Below are 18270 nucleotides of genomic sequence, written 5' to 3' on the forward strand. Positions count from 1 at the left end.
CATGGCGGCCGCGGCACCCCGGGGCGGTCCGCGCAGCGCGCGGATCGCCTGGCCCTGGAAGGGCCGCGGCGATGCCGCCCGGCCCGGGCGCCGGATCTTCCGCGCCCGCACGCTGCTGATCGCCGCGGGCGGGTTGTTGGCCCTGCTGTTCTGCCTGGACCGCCTGTTCCCGCCGCCGCTGCCCGCCGGAGGCGGGGGTGGCGCCGTGGTGCTGGCCGCGGACGGCACGCCGCTGCGCGCTTTCGCCGACCGGGATGGCGTGTGGCGCTACCCGGTCACGCTCGACCAGGTCTCGCCGCACTACCTCGAGGCGCTGATCACCTACGAAGACCGCTGGTTCCGTCGGCACCCGGGCGTCAATCCGTTTGCGCTGCTGCGCGCGGGCGGACAGTGGCTGGCCAACGGACGCGTCGTTTCCGGCGGCTCGACGCTCAGCATGCAGGTCGCCCGCATCCTCGACCCGCACCCGCGCACCGCCGGCGGCAAGCTGCGCCAGGGCCTGCGCGCGCTGCAGCTGGAGTGGCGCTTTACCAAGGATCAGATCCTGACGCTCTACCTCAACCACGCGCCCTTCGGCGGCACCATCGAAGGCGTGGAGGCGGCGAGCTGGGCCTACCTGGGCAAACCCGCGCGCAGCCTGTCGCGGGCCGAAGCGGCGCTGCTGGCGGTGCTGCCGCAGGCGCCGAGCCGGCTGCGCCCGGACCGGCACCCCGAGGCCGCACGCGCGGCGCGCGACAAGGTGCTGGCACGTCTGGCCGCGCGGCATGTCTGGACCGACGCCGATGTCGCCGATGCCCGCATCGAAGCGGTGGTCTCGCGCCGCCTGCAGCCGCCGATGTCCGCAGCCCTGTTGGCACAGCGGCTGCGCGCCGAGGCGCCCGACCAGGCGCGCATCACCAGCACGCTCGATGCGGGCCTGCAGCGCGTGCTCGAACAGCGCCTGGCCGCGTATTTCGCCCGCCTGCCGGAGCGCACCTCGGCCGCGCTGCTGGTGGTGGACAACGCCAGCCTCGAGGCGCGCGCCTACGTGGGCTCGCTGGAATTCGCCGACGCCGCGCGCCTGGGCCACGTGGACATGGTGCGCGCGACCCGTTCGCCGGGTTCGACGCTCAAGCCCTTCCTCTACGGCCTGGCGATCGACGACGGCCTGCTGCATTCCGAAAGCCTGCTGGTGGACGCGCCGCAGAGTTTCGGCGACTACCGGCCGGCGAATTTCGATCCGGCCTTCAACGGCCCGGTGTCGGTGGCCGAGGCGCTGCGGCTGTCGCTCAACGTGCCGGCCGTGGACGTGCTGGACCGCCTGGGGCCGGAGCGTTTCGCCGCCCGCCTGGCGCACGCCGGCCTGACCCTGCGCCTGCCGCGTGGCTCCAAACCCAACCTGTCGATCATCCTGGGCGGCACCGGCACCCGCCTGGAGGAACTGGTGGGCGCCTACGCCGCGCTCAACCGCGAGGGCCTGGCGGGCGCCGTGCGCTACCGCGCCGACGCGCCGCGCCAGGACCGCCGGCTGCTGTCGCCGGGCGCGGCCTGGATCGTGCGCGAGATCCTCGAACAGCATGGGCGCCCCGGCCAGCGCGAGGACAGCTTCGACACCAGCGGAAGGCCGCGCGTGGCCTGGAAGACCGGCACCAGCTACGGCTTCCGCGACGCCTGGGCCCTGGGCGGCACGGCGCGCTACACGGTCGGCGTCTGGGTGGGGCGGCCGGACGGCACGCCGCTGCCGGGCCAGTACGGCGCGATCACCGCGCTGCCCCTGCTGTTCGAAGTCGTCGACAGCCTGCCGCGCGGTTCCGGCGACTCACGCCGCAGCGCGCCGCCTGCCAGCGTGCGCAAGCTGGAGATCTGTTGGCCGCTGGGCCTGCCGCCGGATCCGGCGGCCCCCGCGCTCTGCCACGAAAAACGCGAGGCCCTGGCCCTGGCCGGCGTGCTGCCGCCAACCCTGCCCGAACGCGAATCGCGGCTCTGGGGCAGCGGACGCCTGGCGCTGGAGCTGGACGAAGGCACCGGACAGCGGCTCAGCGCCAGCTGCTCCCGCACGCACGCCCGCCGCCGGGTCGAAGTGGCGCGCTGGCCGGGCCTGGCCTACCCGTGGCTGCCGGCCGCCACGCGGCGCGCGAGTGCGATCCCCGCGCTGGCCCCGGACTGCGCGCCGGACGCGTTGGCGGCGATGGAGACGCTGCGCATCGACGGCCCGGGCGACGGCGCCCGGCTCGCGCGAGCCCCCGGCAGTCCGCACGCGCCGACGCTGCGGCTGCGCGCGATCGGCACCGACTCGCGCGTGCGCTGGCTGGTGAACGGGCGGCTGGCCGGCGAAAGCCGCGGCGGCCGACCCTGGACGCACGCCTTCGACGAACCCGGCGAACAGCGCATCACCGCCCTGGCCGACACCGGCGCCTGGGCCGAACTCACGCTGCGCGTGCTGCGCTGATTACGGCGCCGGCAAAAAAAGGCGGCCGAAGCCGCCTTTTCCGGTGCCATCGCGGGAGACTTCAGGCCAGGTGTTCGAGCACGTAGTCGGCCGACGAAACCTTGAACTCGCCCGGGGCTTCGACGTGCAGCTGCTTCACCACGCCGTCCTCGGCGTACAGCGCGAAACGCTTGGCGCGCAGGCCCATGCCGAAGGCGGTGGCGTCGAGCTCCAGGCCGAGGGCCTTGGTGAAGGCGCCGTTGCCGTCGGCGAGCATGTGCACGGCGGCCGGCACGTTCTGGTCCTTGGCCCAGGCGCCCATCACGAACGCGTCGTTGACCGAAAGGCAGGCGACGTCGATGCCGCGCTGGCTGAACTCGTCGAACTTCTCGACATAACCCGGCAGGTGCTTGGCCGAGCAGGTCGGGGTGAACGCGCCCGGTACCGCGAACAGCACGACCTTCTTGCCGGCGAACAGTTCGGTGGTGTCCACGGGCTGCACGCCGTCGCGCAGTTCGTTGAGGATGGCCTGGGGAATCTTGTCGCCGATCTGGATGGTCATGGCAGCTCCGGTGGAGTGGGGGAGGCGGACGGGCAGTGTACCGATCGCGCGTGACCCGCGCGTGGGCGTGAACGGGCGTTTCTGGGGTCCGGCCGACGCTTTTTCAACGCCTTGAAGCCGCGCCGGCGGGCCCTATGTTCCGGTCATGGCGGCCCCGCGCCGCTGAACCCACGGAGACCAAACCATGAGCCTGATCCGCTATTCCGCCAGCAATCCCCGCGCCCTGCAGGACGAGATCAAGCAGGTGTTCGACAAGTTCCTCAACAACGACGACACCGACGCGTCCAGCGTCGTCACCAGCCAGTGGGTGCCGCGCGTGGACATCAAGGAGGAGGGCGACCGATTCCTGATCTTCGCCGACCTGCCGGGCGTCGACCCGAACGCGATCGAGGTGCAGATGGACAAGGGTATCCTGTCGATCAAGGGCGAGCGCCGCACCGAATCGGCCGCCCAGGGCGACCGCTATTCCCGCATCGAGCGTGCGCACGGCGTGTTCTACCGCCGCTTCGCGCTGCCCGACAGCGCCAACCCGGAAGGCATCACCGCCGCCGGCAAGCACGGCGTGCTGGAGATCAGCATTCCCAAGCGTCCCGAGACCACGCCGCGCCGCATCCAGGTGCAATAAGCGGCGCGGGCCGCCACGGAAGGCGCCACGTTCCCGGCCCGTCGCTCCCTGCGCGGGGGCGGCGGGGCCGGCAGCGTACAATCCAACCCGCGGCGATCCCGCGGGTTTTCCGTTGCCAGAGGCAGACGATGCAGTTCAAGGACTACTACGAAATCCTCGGCGTGGAGCCGACGGCCGGCGAGGCGGAGATCAAGACCGCCTACCGCCGCCTGGCGCGCAAGTTCCACCCGGACGTGAGCAAGGAAAAGGGCGCCGAAGAGCGCTTCAAGGCCGTCAACGAGGCCTACGAAGTGCTGCGCGACAAGGACAAGCGCGCCGAATACGACCAGCTGCGCGCCCACGGCTACCGGCCCGGTGAAGAGTTCCGCCCGCCGCCGGGTTTCCATCCCGGGGGCTTCGGCGGCAACGGCTTCCGCTTCGAGCAGGACTTCGGCAGCGGCGGCGGCTTCAGCGACTTCTTCGAATCGCTGTTCGGCGGCGGCCGCACCGGACGCGCGCAGCCGCCGCAGGGCGACGTGCGGGCGAAGCTGGCCATCACGCTCGAGCAGGCGTACACCGGCGGCAAGCAGCGCATCAATGTCGACGGCCGCACGCTGGAAGTGAACGTGCCGGCCGGCATCGCGCCGGGCCAGGTGATCCGCCTGGCCGGGCAGGGCCGGCGCGGCGGTGGCCCGGCCTCGGACCTGCTGCTGGAGATCGACTACCGGCCGCACGGCGAGTTCGAGGTGGACGGCCGCAACGTGCTCTACACGCTGCCGCTGGCGCCATGGCAGGCCGCACTGGGCGCGACGGTGAGCGTGCCGACCCTGGGCGGCGCGGTGGAGCTGCGTGTGCCCGCGGACTCCGACACCGGCCGCAAGCTGCGCCTGCGCGGCCGCGGCCTGCCGGGGAAACCCGCGGCCGGCGACCAGATCGTCGAGATCGAGGTGCGGGCGCCGCGCGCCGACACCGAGGCGCAGAAGGAGCTGTATCGGCAAATGTCCGACGCCTTCGACTTCGACCCGCGCAAGGCCTGAGCCGCGCGCCATGAAAAAGGCCCGCTCATGGCGGGCCTCTCTCTTCCAGCGGGGGCGGGTCAGCCGCCGGCCAGCAGGCCCTGGATGACTTCGATCAGCTGGTTCTCGTTGAAGGGCTTGGTGATGTAGGCCTTGGCGCCCTGGCGCATGCCCCAGACCTTGTCGGTTTCCTGGTCCTTGGTGGTCACCAGGACGATGGGGATGTGGGCCGTCGTCGCTTCCTTCGAGATCGCGCGGGTGGCCTGGAAACCGTTGAGGTTCGGCATCACCACGTCCATCAGGATCAGGTCGGGCTTCTGCGCCTTGGCGGCTTCGACGCCGGCGGCGCCGTCTTCGGCGGTCAGGGCTTCGTGCCCCAGCTTTTCAACAATGCGCTTCATGCCCATCAGCTGGGACGGGGAATCGTCGACGATCAGGATGCGTGCCATGAATGGGCCTCCAACGGGTAGGTGATTGTATGCCGTGGCGGCCGCAAAGGTGCAAGCCGGAGTCAGAGCCGGACGACCGTTCGTCCGAAGGATCCGCCGGCCAGCATGGTCGGGAATACCCCGGAAAGGCCGTCCAGCGTGGTTTCCCGGGCGCAGATGGCGTCCAGGTGGGCCGGTTTCCAGGCGCCGGACAGGCGTTCCCAGACCTGTTCGCGCTGGCCGCGGGCGGTGCCGGCCGAGGCGATGCCGAGCAGGGAGACGCCCCGGATTATGAAGGGCATCACAGTCGTTGCGAGACCGTGCCCGCCGGCCAGGCCGCAGCTGGCGATGTTGCCGTAGGGCTGGATGACGCGGGTGAGCGCGGCCAGGGCCGGATCGCCGACGTTGTCGATGGCGCCGGCCCAGCGCGCGTTCTCCATCGGCCGTTTGGCGCTGTCGAGCGTGTCGCGCGGGAAGATCTCGCGCGCGCCCAGGCGGCGCAGGTAGTCGGCGTGTTCGGCCTTGCCGGAGATGGCGTGGGCCTCGTAGCCGGCGCGGGTCAGGATGTCGATGGCCAGGCTGCCGACGCCGCCGGTGGCGCCGGTGACCACGACCGGGCCCATGGCCGGCGTCTGCCCGTTCATCTCCATGCGCAGCAACGACAGGCCGGCGGTGAAGCCGGCGGTGCCCAGCACCATGGCCTCGCGCGTGTCCAGGCCGGCGGGCAGGGGAATGGTCCACTCGGCGGGCAGGCGCACGATTTCCGAGTAGCCGCCGTCGCGGGTCTCCGACAGGCCGCTGCCGGTGCACAGCACGGCGTCGCCTTCCTTGAAGCGCGGGTCGGTGCTTGCGATGACCCGGCCGGCGACGTCGATGCCGCCCACCAGCGGGAAACGCCGCAGGATCTTGCCGGTGCCGGTGCCGGCCAGCGCGTCCTTGTAGTTGACGCTCGACCATTCGGCCTTGATCACCACTTCGCCCGGGCTCAGGTCATCGAGCGAGACCGATTCGATCCCGGCGCGATGGCCGCCGTCGTCGTGGATGCGGAAGGCGCGGAAGCTGGCGGGAACGGTCATGCGCGGGTCCTCTGGCGGGTCCTGAAACGACACGAGGCGCCCGGGGGCGCCTCGTGCCTGCGGGCAAGGCGGATCAGTTGGCCTTGTGGATGGCGCGCTTGTCCACGGCCATCGCGGCGTCGTGGATGGCTTCCGACAGGGTCGGATGGGCGTGGCAGATGCGTGCCAGGTCCTCGGCCGAACCGTGGAACTCCATCGCCAGCACGCCTTCGTGCACCAGCTCGGAGACACCGACGCCAACCAGGTGCATGCCCAGGATGCGGTCGGTTTCCTCGTGCGCGATCACCTTCACGAAGCCGGCGGGCTCGCCCATCGCCACCGCGCGTGCGATCGCGGCGAACGGGAAGCTGCCGGTCTTGTACGGGGTGCCTTCGGCCTTGAGCTGCTGCTCGGTCTTGCCGACCCAGGCGATTTCCGGCTCGGTATAGATGACCCAGGGCACGGTGTCGAGGTTGACGTGGCCCGGCAGGCCGGCGATGAGCTCGGCCACGGCGATGCCTTCCTCGAAGCCCTTGTGCGCCAGCATCGGGCCGCGCACGCAGTCGCCGACCGCCCACACGCCCTCGACGCCGGTGAAGCAGTGTTCGTCCACTTCGACCATGCCGCGGGCATCGAGCTTCACGCCCGTGCCTTCGGCCAGCAGGCCCTTGGTCGCCGCGCGGCGGCCGACCGATACCAGCAGCTTGTCGACGACCAGTTCAACGTCGGCCTTGCCGTCGTTGTAGGTCAGGTGCACGCCGTCCTTCTTCACTTCGGCCTTGCTGACCTTGGCGCCGAGGCGGATGTCCAGGCCCTGCTTCTTGAATTCCTTCAGCGCGGTCTTGGCCACTTCGGCGTCCGCGGCGGCCAGGAAGTCCGGCAGCGCCTCGAGGATGGTGACCTCGGCGCCCAGGCGCTTCCACACGCTGCCGAGTTCCAGGCCGATCACGCCGGCGCCGATCACGCCCAGGCGCTTGGGCACTTCGGTGAAGTCGAGCGCGCCGACGTTGTCGACGATGTTCTTCTGGTCGAACTTCGCGAACGGCAGTTCGATCGAATCCGAACCCGCGGCGATCACGACGTGCTTGCCCTGCAGCTCGACCTCGCTGCCGTCGTGCTGCTTCACCTTGACCACCTTGCCCGGGTGCAGGGTGCCGAAGCCGTAGTAGGGCGTGATCTTGTTCGCCTTGAACAGCATGGCGATGCCGCCGGTGAACTGCTTGACGATCTTGTCCTTGCGGCCAACCATCGTCGCGACGTCGATCTTGGCGTCCTTGGCGGTGATGCCGTGCTCGCCGAACAGGTGCTGGAGGTTGTGGAACTGGCGCGAGCTGTCGAGCAGCGCCTTCGAGGGCACGCAGCCCACGCGCAGGCAGGTGCCGCCCAGCGCCGGCTTGCCGTCCTTGCCCAGGGCCGCGTCGATGCAGGCGGTCTTGAGGCCCAGCTGCGCGGCGCGGATGGCGGCGTGGTAACCGGCCGGGCCGGCGCCGATGACGATGACGTCGAATTGCTCAGACATGGCGGAGTCCTTCCTTACAGGCCAAGCAGCATGCGGTGCGGGTTTTCCAGCTGGTTCTTGATGTCCACCAGGAACAGCACCGCGTCCTTGCCGTCGATGATGCGGTGGTCGTAGCTGAGCGCGATGTACATCATCGGCGCGATCACGACCTGGCCGTTTTCGGCGATCGGGCGCTCCTTGATGGCGTGCATGCCCAGGATGGCCGACTGCGGCGGGTTGACGATCGGCGTGGACATCAGCGAACCGAAGGTGCCGCCGTTGGTGATGGTGAAGGTGCCGCCCTGCAGGTCCTCGAGCTTGAGGCCGCCCTCGCGGGCCGCCTTGGCGTAACCGGCGATGGCGCCCTCGACGTCGGCGAAGCTCATGTTCTCGACGTTGCGCAGCACCGGCGTCACCAGGCCCTTGTCGGTGGCGACCGCGATCGAGATGTCGGCGTAGCCGTGGTAGATCACGTCGGTGCCGTCGACCGAGGAGTTGACGATCGGGTGCTTCTGCAGCGCATTGGCCGCGGCCTTGGCGAAGAAGCTCATGAAGCCGAGCTTGATGCCGTGGGACTTCTCGAAGCCCTCGCCGAGCTCCTTGCGCATGGCCATCACCTTCGACAGGTTGACCTCGTTGAACGAGGTCAGCATGGCGATGGAGTTCTTGGACTGCATCATGCGCTCGGCGATGCGCTGGCGGATGCGGGTCATCGGTACGCGCTGCTCGGGGCGGGCGCCGCCGCCGACCTTGATGTGGTTGACCACGTCTTCCTTGGTCACGCGACCGCCGCGGCCGGTGCCGGCGACATCGGCCGGGTTGACGTCGTTGCGGGCCGCGTGGGCCGCGGCGCCCGGGGGCAGTTCGCTGCCGCCGGTCTTCGCGGCGGGCGCCGGAGCGGCGGCCTTGGCGGGGGCGGCCGCCGGAGCCGCGGCAGGCGCCGCAGCGGCCGGGGCCGGCGCGGCGGCGACCGCACCTTCCTCGATGATCGCGACGACCTGCTGGCTGGTGACGGTGTCGCCTTCCTTGAACTTGATTTCCTTGATCACGCCGTCGACCGGCGAGGGCACTTCCAGCACCACCTTGTCGGTTTCGAGGTCGAGCAGATTCTCGTCGCGGCGCACGCTGTCGCCGGCCTTCTTGTGCCAGGTGGCGATGGTGGCGTCGGAAACGGATTCCGGGAGGACCGGGACTTTGACTTCGATGCTCATGGACGAGGTCCTGTGGCTTGGTATGGGGTTATTCGGCGGTGTGGGTGTTGGGCGCGTTGACGAGGGCATCCTCGATCAGCTTCGCCTGTTCGACGTTGTGCGTGCTCAGGTGGCCGGCGGCCGGAGCGGCCGAGCGCGCGCGCCCGGCGTAGCTCAGCGACTGGCCCTTGCCCAGGCAGAAGTCCAGATGGTGGCGGATCTGGTACCAGGCGCCCTGGTTCATCGGCTCTTCTTGGCACCACACCACTTCCTTGGCACCGGCGAAACGCTTGAGCTCGGCGGCCAGTTCGGGGCGCGGGAACGGGTAGAGCTGCTCGACGCGCACGATGGCGACGTCGGTGATCTTCTTCGCCTCGGCCGCTTCGACCAGGTCGTAATAGACCTTGCCGCCGCAGACGACGACGCGCTTGGCCTTCTTGGCGTCCTTGGCGGTGCTGTCCGGGATCAGGTTCTGGAAGTGGCCCTTGGCCAGGTCGTCCAGGCTCGAGACCGAGAGCTTGTGGCGCAGCATCGACTTGGGCGTCATCACCACCAGCGGCTTGCGGATGGCGCGCTGCATCTGCCTGCGCAGCATGTGGAACATCTGGGCCGGGCTGGTCGGCGTGCAGACCTGGATGTTGTCGAGCGCGCACAGCTGCAGGAAACGCTCCAGGCGCGCCGAACTGTGTTCCGGGCCCTGGCCTTCGTAGCCGTGCGGCAGGAACAGCACCAGGCCGCACAGGCGGTCCCACTTGGATTCGCCGGAGGTGATGAACTGGTCGATGACGACCTGGGCGCCGTTGGCGAAGTCGCCGAACTGGCCTTCCCAGATGTTGAGCGTGGTCGGCTCGGCGGTGGAATAGCCGTATTCGAAGGCCATCACCGCTTCCTCGCTCAGCAGCGAGTCGATCACCATCACGTGCTCGGGGTTGGCGGCCAGGCCGCGCAGCGGCAGGTAGGCCTCGCCGGTGACCTGGTCGTGCAGCACCGCGTGGCGGTGGAAGAAGGTGCCGCGGCCGGCGTCCTGGCCGACCACGCGCAGCTTGTAGCCTTCGGCCAGCAGGCTGGCGTAGGCCAGGTTCTCGGCGAAGCCCCAGTCCATCGGAATCTCGCCGGCGAGCATCTTGCGGCGGTCCTCGTAGATCTTGGCCACGCGCGGATGCAGCTTCAGGGTCTCGGGCAGGGTGTTGATGCGTGCGGCCAGGGCATCGATGGTGGCGCGCTTGAGGCCGGTGTCCACGGCGTCCGACAGCTTGCCCTTGAGCCACGGCGACCAGTCGACTGCGAACGGATCCGGACCGACCTTGGCCAGTTCGGTGGTGACCTCGCCCTTGTCGAGCTTGTCGCGGTAGGTGTCGACCAGGGCCTTGGCGCCGGCGGCGTCGAGCACGCCCTCGGCGGCCAGCTGCTCGGCGTAAAGCTCGCGGGTGGTCTTGCGGGCGCGGATGTTCTGGTACATCAGCGGCTGCGTGGCCGCCGGCTCGTCGGCTTCGTTGTGGCCGTGGCGGCGGTAGCAGACCAGGTCGATCACCACGTCGCGGCGGAATTCCTTGCGGAAATCGAAGGCCAGCTGGGCGCAGAAGGCCACGGCCTCGGGGTCGTCGCCGTTCACATGCAGCACCGGTGCGCCGATGATCTTGGCCGGGTCGGTGCAGTAGAAGGTCGAGCGCGCGTCGTCCTGGCGGCTGATGGTGAAGCCGACCTGGTTGTTGATGACCACGTGCACGGTGCCGCCGACCGCGAAACCGCGGGCCTGCGACATCTGGAACAGCTCCATGATCACGCCCTGGCCGGCGAAGGCCGCGTCGCCGTGGATCAGGATCGGCAGCACCTGCTGGCGCTTGGCGTCCTCGCGGCGCATCTGGCGCGCGCGCACCGAGCCGGCGACCACGGGGTCGACGATTTCAAGGTGCGAGGGATTGAAGGCCAGGGCCAGGTGCACGGGGCCGCCGGGGGTGGCGACGTCGGCGGAGAAGCCCATGTGGTACTTCACGTCGCCGGAGTGTTCGGGGGTGTCGGGGTGGTCGTACTTGCCCTCGAACTCGTTGAAGAGCTTGAGCGGCGGCTTGCCCAGCGTGTTCACCAGCACATTGAGGCGGCCGCGGTGGGCCATGCCGATCACCACGTCCTTGATGCCGTCGCTGCCGCCGCGGCGGATCAGCGTGTCCATCAGCGGGATCAGCGAATCGCCGCCTTCCAGCGAGAAGCGCTTCTGTCCGACGTACTTGGTGTGCAGGTAGCGCTCCAGGCCCTCGGCGGCGGTGACGCGCTCGAGCAGGCGCTTCTTGGCGTCGGCGCCGAAGCCGTACTTGCCGGCAGCGCCTTCGAGCCTCTGCTGCATCCAGCGGCGCTGGTTGGCGTCGGAGATGTGCATGAACTCGGCGCCGATGCTGCCCGAGTAGGACGCCCGCAGGCGGGCCAGCAGGTCGCGCAGCTTGAACTTCTTTTCCGGGTACCAGGTGTCGACGCTGAACTCCTGGTCCAGGTCGGCGTCGCTCAGGCCGTGGAAGGCCAGGTCGAGGTCCGGCGCGTCCTGCTTGGCCATCATGCCCAGCGGGTCGAGCTTCGCGCCCAGGTGGCCGCGGGAGCGGTAAGCGGTGATCAGCTTGCCGACGGCCGCCTGCTTGCGGGCGGTTTCGTCGTCCAGGGTGCCGGCCGGGGCGCCGGCGCGGGCGGCGGCCTGGACCCGGGCCATCACGGCCGAGTGGGGCACATCGCCGGCCTCGCGGCCCTTGAAGCCGTCGAAGTAGGTTTTCCAGGTCGCGGGAACGCTGTCGGGATCGACCAGGTACTGCTCGTACAGGTCTTCGATAAAGGCGGCGTTGCCGCCGGCAAGCTGAGAGGTCTGCTTGAACTGCTTGATCAGACTATCCACGACCCTGGCCTGGCCCGCCGAAGGGCGGGTAAGTGATTGATGGAATGGGATGTCGCATGCCGACGCCGGGCGGCGACAAGGCCCGCGATTATAGCCGGCACGCACCGGCTTTAGAACCCGAGATGAGGTCCGGAACGGGCATTTGCGCCCCCTGCTTTGGTCGCATCCGCCGCGCCGGTGCGTCGCGGTTCAGGCCGGCGGTGGGCTCAGATGCCCAGCACCCGCAGCTCGGTGCAGGGCCGGGAACGCTCCCAGACGCGGCCGAAGTGTTCGGCCAGCTGGCGCGCGCGCGCCGGCTGCGCCGGGCTCCAGTCGCCCTCGAAGCGGCTGCCGAGCAGGCGGAACAGGTAGCCGTCGCGGTCGTTGGCCAGGAAAGCCGAGGGATACTGCTGGTCCACCGGGTCGGTGGGCGTGCGGAACTGGAACACCGTGCTCATGCGCTGGGCCAGGCCGAGCAGGGGATGGCCGCTGCCCAGCAGGGTGGCCGGTTCCTGCACCAGCACCTGGACCACGCCGCCGCGGCCGGCGATGGCGTACTGCTTGAACGCCTCGAGCACGGCAGGCTGGGCGTACAGCGCGGGCTCCAGGTCGCGACTGTAGAGCCAGAGTTCGCGGCGCGCGCCCTGGACCAGGGCCAGCGTCGCCTCGGTGGCGGCCGCCAGGCCATCGAACTCGCGGGCCGGCACCGAAGGGCCGCGCGGCGCAGCGGCCGGCCGTTCCGGGCGGGTCAGGGGCTCGAGCGCGCGGCGCATGGCCTGGTGCTCGATGCCGGCTTCCATGAAACGCTCGCCGTAGGGCTCGAAGCCATGGCGGGCGTAAAAACGTTCGGCGCTGACCTGGGCATTGAGCCGGACCTCGGTCCAGCCCTGGGCGCGGGCCTGGTCCATCAGCGCGACCAGCATGGCGTCGCCGACGCCCTTGCCGCGCCATTCCGGCAGCACGGCCATTCGGCCGATCTTGCGCTCGGGGGTCAGTCGGCCGGTGCCGATCGGGCGGTGGTGGTTGTCGCGGGCCAGCACATGGCGACAGCGCGGATCGAGTTCGTCCCACTCGTCCTCGATCGGCACCTTCTGTTCGAGCACGAAGACGGTCTCGCGCACCAGGCGCAGGTCCTGGAAGTCGGCCTGGTAGTCGGCGGGTTCGACGCGGAAGTCGCTTTCGATCATGGGTCAGCGGCGGCGCGGTGGTTTTTCCACATGATAGTGGCCCTGCGCGAGCAGGGATTCCAGCGCCGCGCGGCCGTCGGCGTCGAGCGCGGCCAGCGTGCCCTGGTCGATGACGTCGGCGCCGGCCAGCAGGCGCGCCGAAGCCACGCCCATGGCATAGGCCAGGCCGTTGGCGTGCAGGCGGGCGCGCCGCCCCTCGCGCGCCCAGGCATGCCGGGCGTGCGGATGGCGGTGCAGGCGGCCGCCACGGGCCAGGGTCTCGGCCACCGCCGCCAGGCTGGGAGCGCGTGCCGGCCGGGCGAGTTCGCCGGCCGCGCGGTACTGGGTGATGAAGCGGCCGAACCAGCGGCGCAGGGTGGCCTCGTCCAGCGACTGCAGGTCGGCCAGCGCGGCGCGCACGCGCGCGAACGCGGCGTCATCGATCTCGGCGGGATCGGCGGGCAGGGCCAGGTCCGGATCGGCGTAGCGCGACTCCTCCGCCGTGCCCGCAGCCAGCTCTTCGACGAAGTCCAGCATCAGCTCCGAACGCGAAGGCGCGCGCATGCCGACCGAGAACGTGAGGCAGGCGTCCTCGGCCACGCCGTGGTGCGGCACGCCCGGCGGCAGGTAGAGCATGTCGCCCGGCGCCAGCACCCAGTCGTGGTCCGGGTTGAACTCGCGCAGCAGCTTGAGCTCGACGTCGGGCCGGAAATCCCGGGGCGCGCCGGGGTCGGTATCGATCTGCCAGCGGCGGTGGCCGTGGGCCTGCAGCAGGAAGACGTCGTACTGGTCCACGTGCGCGCCGACCGAACCGCCCGGCGCCGCGAAGCTGACCATGATGTCGTCCAGCCGCCAGGACGGCAGGAAGCGGAAAGCGCCAAGGAGGGCGCGCACGTCCATGTCCCACTTGTCGACATCCTGGACCAGCAGGGTCCAGTCGGTCTTCGGCAGTTTCGGGAAGGATTCCTCGGCGAAGGGGCCGTTGCGCAGCTCCCAGCGGTCGCGCCTGCGGTCGTGCAGCACGATGCGGGCGAGCGCGGCCTCCTCGCAGGCCAGGCCGGCCAGGTCCTCGGGCGTGATCGGCGACACGAAGCCGGGGAAGGCGTTGCGGACCAGCAGCGGGCGCTTCTGCCAGTAGTCGCGCAGGAATTTCTCCGGCGCCATGCCCAGCGGCGGCAGGCCGGCGCCGTCGATCTCGATCGGAAGCCGGGCCATGGCGGGCTCAGACCTCGCGGGCGAGGCGTTCGGCCAGGCCGGTGTAGCTGGCGGGCGTCATCGCGAGCAGGCGCTGCCTGGCCGCGGCCGGCAGCTCCAGGCCTTCGATGAAGGCGCGCATGGACTCGGCCGTGATGCCCTGGCCGCGGGTGAGCGCCTTGAGCTGTTCGTAGGGATTGGGCAGGCCGTGGCGGCGCATCACGGTCTGCACCGGCTCGGCCAGCACTTCCCAGGCGGCGTCGAGGTCGGCGGCCAGGCGCTCGGGGTTGGCGCTGAGCTTGCCCAGGCCGCGCTGCAGCGCGTCGAGCGCGATGATCGAATGGCCGAAGGCGGTGCCGAGCGCGCGCAGCACGGTGGAGTCGGTGAGGTCGCGCTGCCAGCGGCTGATCGGCAGCTTCTCGCTGAAGTGGCCGAGCAGGGCGTTGGCCAGGCCGAAGTTGCCCTCGGCGTTCTCGAAGTCGATCGGATTGACCTTGTGCGGCATGGTCGAGCTGCCGACTTCGCCGGCCTTCACCGCCTGCTTGAAGTAGCCCAGGGAAATATAGCCCCAGACGTCGCGGCACAGGTCCACGAGCACGGTGTTGATGCGGCGCTGGGCGTCGCAGAGCTCGGCGATGCCGTCATGCGGCTCGATCTGGGTGGTGTAGGGGTTGAAGTCCAGGCCCAGCGATTCGACGAAACGCTGCGCCAGCGCCGGCCAGTCCACGTCCGGGTAGGCGACGACGTGGGCGTTGTAGTTGCCGACGGCGCCGTTGATCTTGCCGGGGAACTCGATGCCGTGCATCACCGCCACCTGGCGCTGCAGGCGCGCGACCACGTTGGCGATTTCCTTGCCCACCGTGGTCGGCGAGGCGGTCTGGCCGTGGGTGCGCGACAGCATCGGCAGGGCGGCGTGTTCGTGCGCCATCGCCTGCAGCTTGTCCACCACGGCCTGCGTCCTGGGCGCCACGACGGTGGTGTAGGCCTCGTGCAGCATCAGCGCGTAGCTGAGGTTGTTGATGTCCTCGCTCGTACAGGCGAAATGCACGAACTCCAGCGCCGGGCCGAGCTCGGCGTCGTCCTTCAGGCGCTCCTTGATGAAGTATTCGACCGCCTTGACGTCGTGGTTGGTGGTGCGCTCGATCTCCTTGACCCGGGCGGCGTCGGCGACCGAAAAGCCGTCGACGAGGGCGCGCAGGCGGTCGATGGCGGGGCCGGAGAAGGGCGGCAGCTCGACGACGTGCGATTCGCTGGCCAAGGCCAGCAGCCACTCGACTTCGACCCGCACCCGGGCCCGGATCAGGCCGTACTCCGAAAAGATCGGCCGCAGGGCCTCGGCCTTGGCGGCATAGCGGCCGTCGAGCGGGGAGAGGGCGGTGAGAGTGTGGTCGGACATCGGCGGGCTCGGGCGGAGGCAAGGCCGCCATTCTACAGCGCGGGGTCGGATGAACTTAACGTTTCAAACGTTAAGTTCATCCGACCCCGCACTTTGCGCTCCGCCTTGTCGCGTTATGCTCGGGGCCTCTTGAAAGGAGCGCCGCCATGGCCCATCGGACCCGCCTCGAACACGACAGCCTGGGCGAGCTGCAGGTTCCGGCCGAGGCCCTTTATGGCGCCCAGACCCAGCGCGCGGTGCAGAACTTCCCGATCTCCGGCCTGCCCATGCCGCGCGACTTCATCCGCGCCCTGGGCCTGGTCAAGGCGGCCGCCGCCGAGGTCAACGCCGGCCTGGGCCACTTGCCGAAAGGCGCGGCCGCGGCCATCCGTTCCGCGGCGCTGCAGGTGGCGGCCGGCGACCTGGACGGCCAGTTCCCGGTGGATGTGTTCCAGACCGGCTCGGGCACCTCGAGCAACATGAATGCCAACGAGGTGATCGCCAGCCTGGCCTCGCGCGGGCAGAAGAAGCCGGTGCACGCCAACGACCAGGTCAACATGGGCCAGAGCTCCAACGACGTGGTCCCCACCGCGATCCAGGTCGCCGCGGTGCTGGCCTGCCGGGAGCGCCTGCTGCCGGCGCTCAAACACCTGCGCGCCACCATCGACAAGCGGGCCCGGGGCCTGGGCAAGGTGGTCAAGACCGGCCGCACCCACCTGATGGACGCCATGCCGCTGACGCTGGCGCAGGAGCTCGGCGCGTGGTCGGCGCAGCTCGCCAGCGGCACCGAGCGTATCCAGGACAGCCTCAAGCGCATGCAGCGCCTGCCGATCGGTGGTACCGCGGTCGGCACCGGCATCAATGCCGATCCGCGCTTCGGCAAGCGGGTGGCGGCGGCGCTGTCGCGGCTGTCGGGCGCGCGCTTCGTGCAGGCCGACAACCTGTTCGAGGGCATCGCCTCGCAGGATGCGGCGGTGGAACTCTCGGGCCAGCTCAACGTGCTGGCCGTCGCCCTGATGAAGATCGGCAACGACCTGCGCTGGATGAACTCCGGGCCGCTGGCGGGGCTGGGCGAGATCGAGCTGCCGGCCCTGCAGCCGGGCAGCTCGATCATGCCCGGCAAGGTCAACCCGGTGATCCCGGAAGCCGCGTGCATGGTCTGCGCCCAGGTGATGGGCAACCACACGACGGTGACGGTGGCAGGCGCCAGCGGCAATTTCCAGCTCAACGTGATGCTGCCGGTGATCGCGCACAACCTGCTGCAGTCGATCGGGCTGCTGGCCAACGTGTCGCGCCTGCTGGCCAACACGGCGATCGCGGGTTTCGCCGTGCGCGGCGACCGACTGGAACAGGCGCTGGGCCGCAACCCGATCCTGGTCACCGCACTCAATCCGGTGATCGGCTACGAGAAGGCGGCGGCGATCGCCAAGCGCGCTTACCGCGAGGGTCGGCCGGTGCTCGACGTGGCCCGTGAAGCCACGGGCCTGCCCGAGAAAAAACTGCGCGAACTGCTGGATCCGGCCGCCCTGGCCAAGGGCGGCATCCACGGCAAGCCGGGCGGCGGCGCCGGCTGACCCGGCTCAGTCGTCGGCGGGCAGCTGGGTGCGGCCGCCGATGCGGCTGGGGGACACGTCGCCGCTGCCGACCTCGACGACGCGCAGGTCGCCGGTGACTTCGTCGACGTCGGCGTCGCCGGAGCCGATCGAGGCGATTTCGACGTTTCCGCCGACCCGGCGCAGGTCCACGTCGCCCGAACCGATGTCGTGGACCATCACGTTGCCGCGCACTCCGGCGACTTCCAGGTCGCCCGAGCCGACCGAGGAGACCCGCAGTTCGCCGACGTCAGCGGCGATCACGTCGCCCGAGCCGACTTCGACCTCGAACAGGCCGGCGATGCCGCGCACGTCCAGGTCGCCGGAGCCGACATCGGCCCGCAGCGTCCGCAGGTTCGATACCTCGGCGTCGCCGGACCCGACCTTCACTTCGTAGGCCAGGTCGGCTGGAAGCTGGGCGTCGATGTCCAGATAGGCGTACTTGGGAATGTTCCAGCCGATCGAATAGCCCTCGCGGCGCGCGACGATGACCAGCCGATCGCCGTCCCGGCGCTGCTCCAGCGTGAGCTGGCCGAACAGTTCCGGCGAGGACGCGCAGGCCCGCGCACCGAAACGCGCGCCGGTGGGGCCGGACGGGGCCAGGCGCAGGTTGCCGGCGCCGATCTCGATGCGCACGGCGCGCACGCCGGCGAGGTCGAGCTCGAGCGAACGATCCTGGCTGTGTTCGCAGTCCGAGGCCCAGGCCAGGCCCGGGCTGAGCAGGGCGAGCAGGAGCAGCTTCTTCATGACTTGGCGACCTCGGCGTGGCAGTCGTCGAATTCCTTGCGGTCCATGGTTGCGTAAGGCGCGAATTCCGGTACGGCGGCGGCGAGGTCCTGCTGGGCTGCGTGCAGGGCCGGCAGGTGTTCGCAGAGCGCCTTGGCGCCGGCGCGAACGGCCGCCGCGTCGGCTTCGATGCGTGCCTCCGCGTCCCGGTCCTCGCCGTTGACCATGGCGCGGGCGGCTTCGGCCATGGCCTTGCTGGCCAGCTTGGCGCCCTCGATGCCCACCCGGGCGCCGGTTTCCGCGACCCGGGCCAGCTGGCGACGGTAGGCCAGGGCCAGTTCGCGCTGCTTGGGATCCAGGACCAGCGTCTTGCCGTCGATGACCAGGTCGCCCTGGGGCGTGAGTTCGGCCTCGGGCAGATCGGAATGGCCCCGGCCGAGGCTGATGTTCTCGGTGGCCATTTCTTCACGGATTTCGTTGACCGCGCGGTCAGCGATGCGGTTGAAGCCATCCTGCGATTCCGCCGGTGTCTCGCGGCCGCAGGCGGCTAGGACGGCCGTGGCAAGCAGGGCGAAGGCGGCGGTCTGGAGCGTTCGGTTCATA

General features: G+C 70.1%; 15 protein-coding genes. 4 read left to right on the top strand and 11 right to left on the bottom strand.

Features of this window, described 5'->3' with window-relative positions; genetic code table 11:
- The first annotated feature begins 1 nt into the window (after window position 1).
- Window positions 2–2428, top strand: a complete 2427-nt coding sequence (gene pbpC, locus E1B00_RS01320; RefSeq protein ID WP_139444863.1) for a penicillin-binding protein 1C — start codon at window positions 2–4, stop codon at window positions 2426–2428.
- Between the two features lie 61 nt (window positions 2429–2489).
- Here the strand turns inward: pbpC and E1B00_RS01325 are convergent, their stop codons facing one another.
- The gene (locus E1B00_RS01325; RefSeq protein ID WP_139444864.1) at window positions 2490–2969 is read right to left on the bottom strand and encodes a peroxiredoxin; all 480 of its coding nucleotides are present in this window, start codon (window positions 2967–2969) and stop codon (window positions 2490–2492) included.
- A 184-nt stretch (window positions 2970–3153) separates the two neighbouring features.
- Between E1B00_RS01325 and E1B00_RS01330 the strand changes: the two genes are divergently transcribed.
- Entirely contained in the window at window positions 3154–3594 is a 441-nt protein-coding gene (locus tag E1B00_RS01330; protein WP_139444865.1) for an Hsp20/alpha crystallin family protein, read from the top strand.
- Between the two features lie 128 nt (window positions 3595–3722).
- Window positions 3723–4610 (top strand): DnaJ C-terminal domain-containing protein, encoded by an 888-nt coding sequence (locus E1B00_RS01335; protein WP_139444866.1) that lies wholly within the window; start codon window positions 3723–3725, stop codon window positions 4608–4610.
- Between the two features lie 59 nt (window positions 4611–4669).
- Here E1B00_RS01335 and pilH read toward each other — a convergent pair whose 3' ends face one another.
- The 8 genes from pilH to purB form a co-directional block, all read right to left on the bottom strand.
- Window positions 4670–5038, bottom strand: coding sequence for a twitching motility response regulator PilH (gene pilH, locus E1B00_RS01340; protein ID WP_139444867.1), 369 nt, complete (start codon window positions 5036–5038; stop codon window positions 4670–4672).
- A gap of 62 nt (window positions 5039–5100) precedes the next feature.
- Window positions 5101–6093, bottom strand: coding sequence for a YhdH/YhfP family quinone oxidoreductase (locus E1B00_RS01345; protein WP_139444868.1), 993 nt, complete (start codon window positions 6091–6093; stop codon window positions 5101–5103).
- A gap of 73 nt (window positions 6094–6166) precedes the next feature.
- A complete protein-coding gene (gene lpdA, locus E1B00_RS01350) occupies window positions 6167–7591 on the bottom strand; it encodes a dihydrolipoyl dehydrogenase (RefSeq protein WP_139444869.1) in 1425 nt (474 codons plus the stop codon).
- Between the two features lie 14 nt (window positions 7592–7605).
- Entirely contained in the window at window positions 7606–8781 is a 1176-nt protein-coding gene (gene sucB / locus E1B00_RS01355; RefSeq protein ID WP_139444870.1) for a dihydrolipoyllysine-residue succinyltransferase, read from the bottom strand.
- A 28-nt stretch (window positions 8782–8809) separates the two neighbouring features.
- Window positions 8810–11635: a 2-oxoglutarate dehydrogenase E1 component gene (locus E1B00_RS01360; protein WP_139444871.1), complete on the bottom strand. Its 2826-nt coding sequence runs from the start codon at window positions 11633–11635 to the stop codon at window positions 8810–8812.
- A gap of 206 nt (window positions 11636–11841) precedes the next feature.
- Complete coding sequence (locus tag E1B00_RS01365; protein ID WP_139444872.1) at window positions 11842–12801, bottom strand: GNAT family N-acetyltransferase; 960 nt, start codon at window positions 12799–12801, stop codon at window positions 11842–11844.
- A gap of 3 nt (window positions 12802–12804) precedes the next feature.
- Complete coding sequence (locus E1B00_RS01370) at window positions 12805–13995, bottom strand: cupin domain-containing protein (RefSeq protein ID WP_139444873.1); 1191 nt, start codon at window positions 13993–13995, stop codon at window positions 12805–12807.
- A 7-nt stretch (window positions 13996–14002) separates the two neighbouring features.
- Window positions 14003–15370, bottom strand: a complete 1368-nt coding sequence (purB, locus tag E1B00_RS01375; RefSeq protein WP_139444874.1) for an adenylosuccinate lyase — start codon at window positions 15368–15370, stop codon at window positions 14003–14005.
- Window positions 15371–15516: 146 nt separating this feature from the next.
- Here purB and E1B00_RS01380 point away from each other — a divergent pair, with 146 nt between their 5' ends.
- The gene (locus E1B00_RS01380) at window positions 15517–16923 is read left to right on the top strand and encodes a class II fumarate hydratase (protein ID WP_139444875.1); all 1407 of its coding nucleotides are present in this window, start codon (window positions 15517–15519) and stop codon (window positions 16921–16923) included.
- Window positions 16924–16929: 6 nt separating this feature from the next.
- Here E1B00_RS01380 and E1B00_RS01385 read toward each other — a convergent pair whose 3' ends face one another.
- A complete protein-coding gene (locus tag E1B00_RS01385; protein WP_139444876.1) occupies window positions 16930–17688 on the bottom strand; it encodes a DUF4097 family beta strand repeat-containing protein in 759 nt (252 codons plus the stop codon).
- Window positions 17685–18269, bottom strand: a complete 585-nt coding sequence (locus tag E1B00_RS01390; RefSeq protein WP_139444877.1) for a YggN family protein — start codon at window positions 18267–18269, stop codon at window positions 17685–17687. The genes E1B00_RS01385 and E1B00_RS01390 overlap by 4 nt, the downstream gene beginning before the upstream one ends.
- Window position 18270 lies beyond the last annotated feature (1 nt).

It is taken from the genome of Arenimonas terrae, from assembly GCF_006265115.1.
Classification (GTDB): domain Bacteria; phylum Pseudomonadota; class Gammaproteobacteria; order Xanthomonadales; family Xanthomonadaceae; genus Arenimonas; species Arenimonas terrae.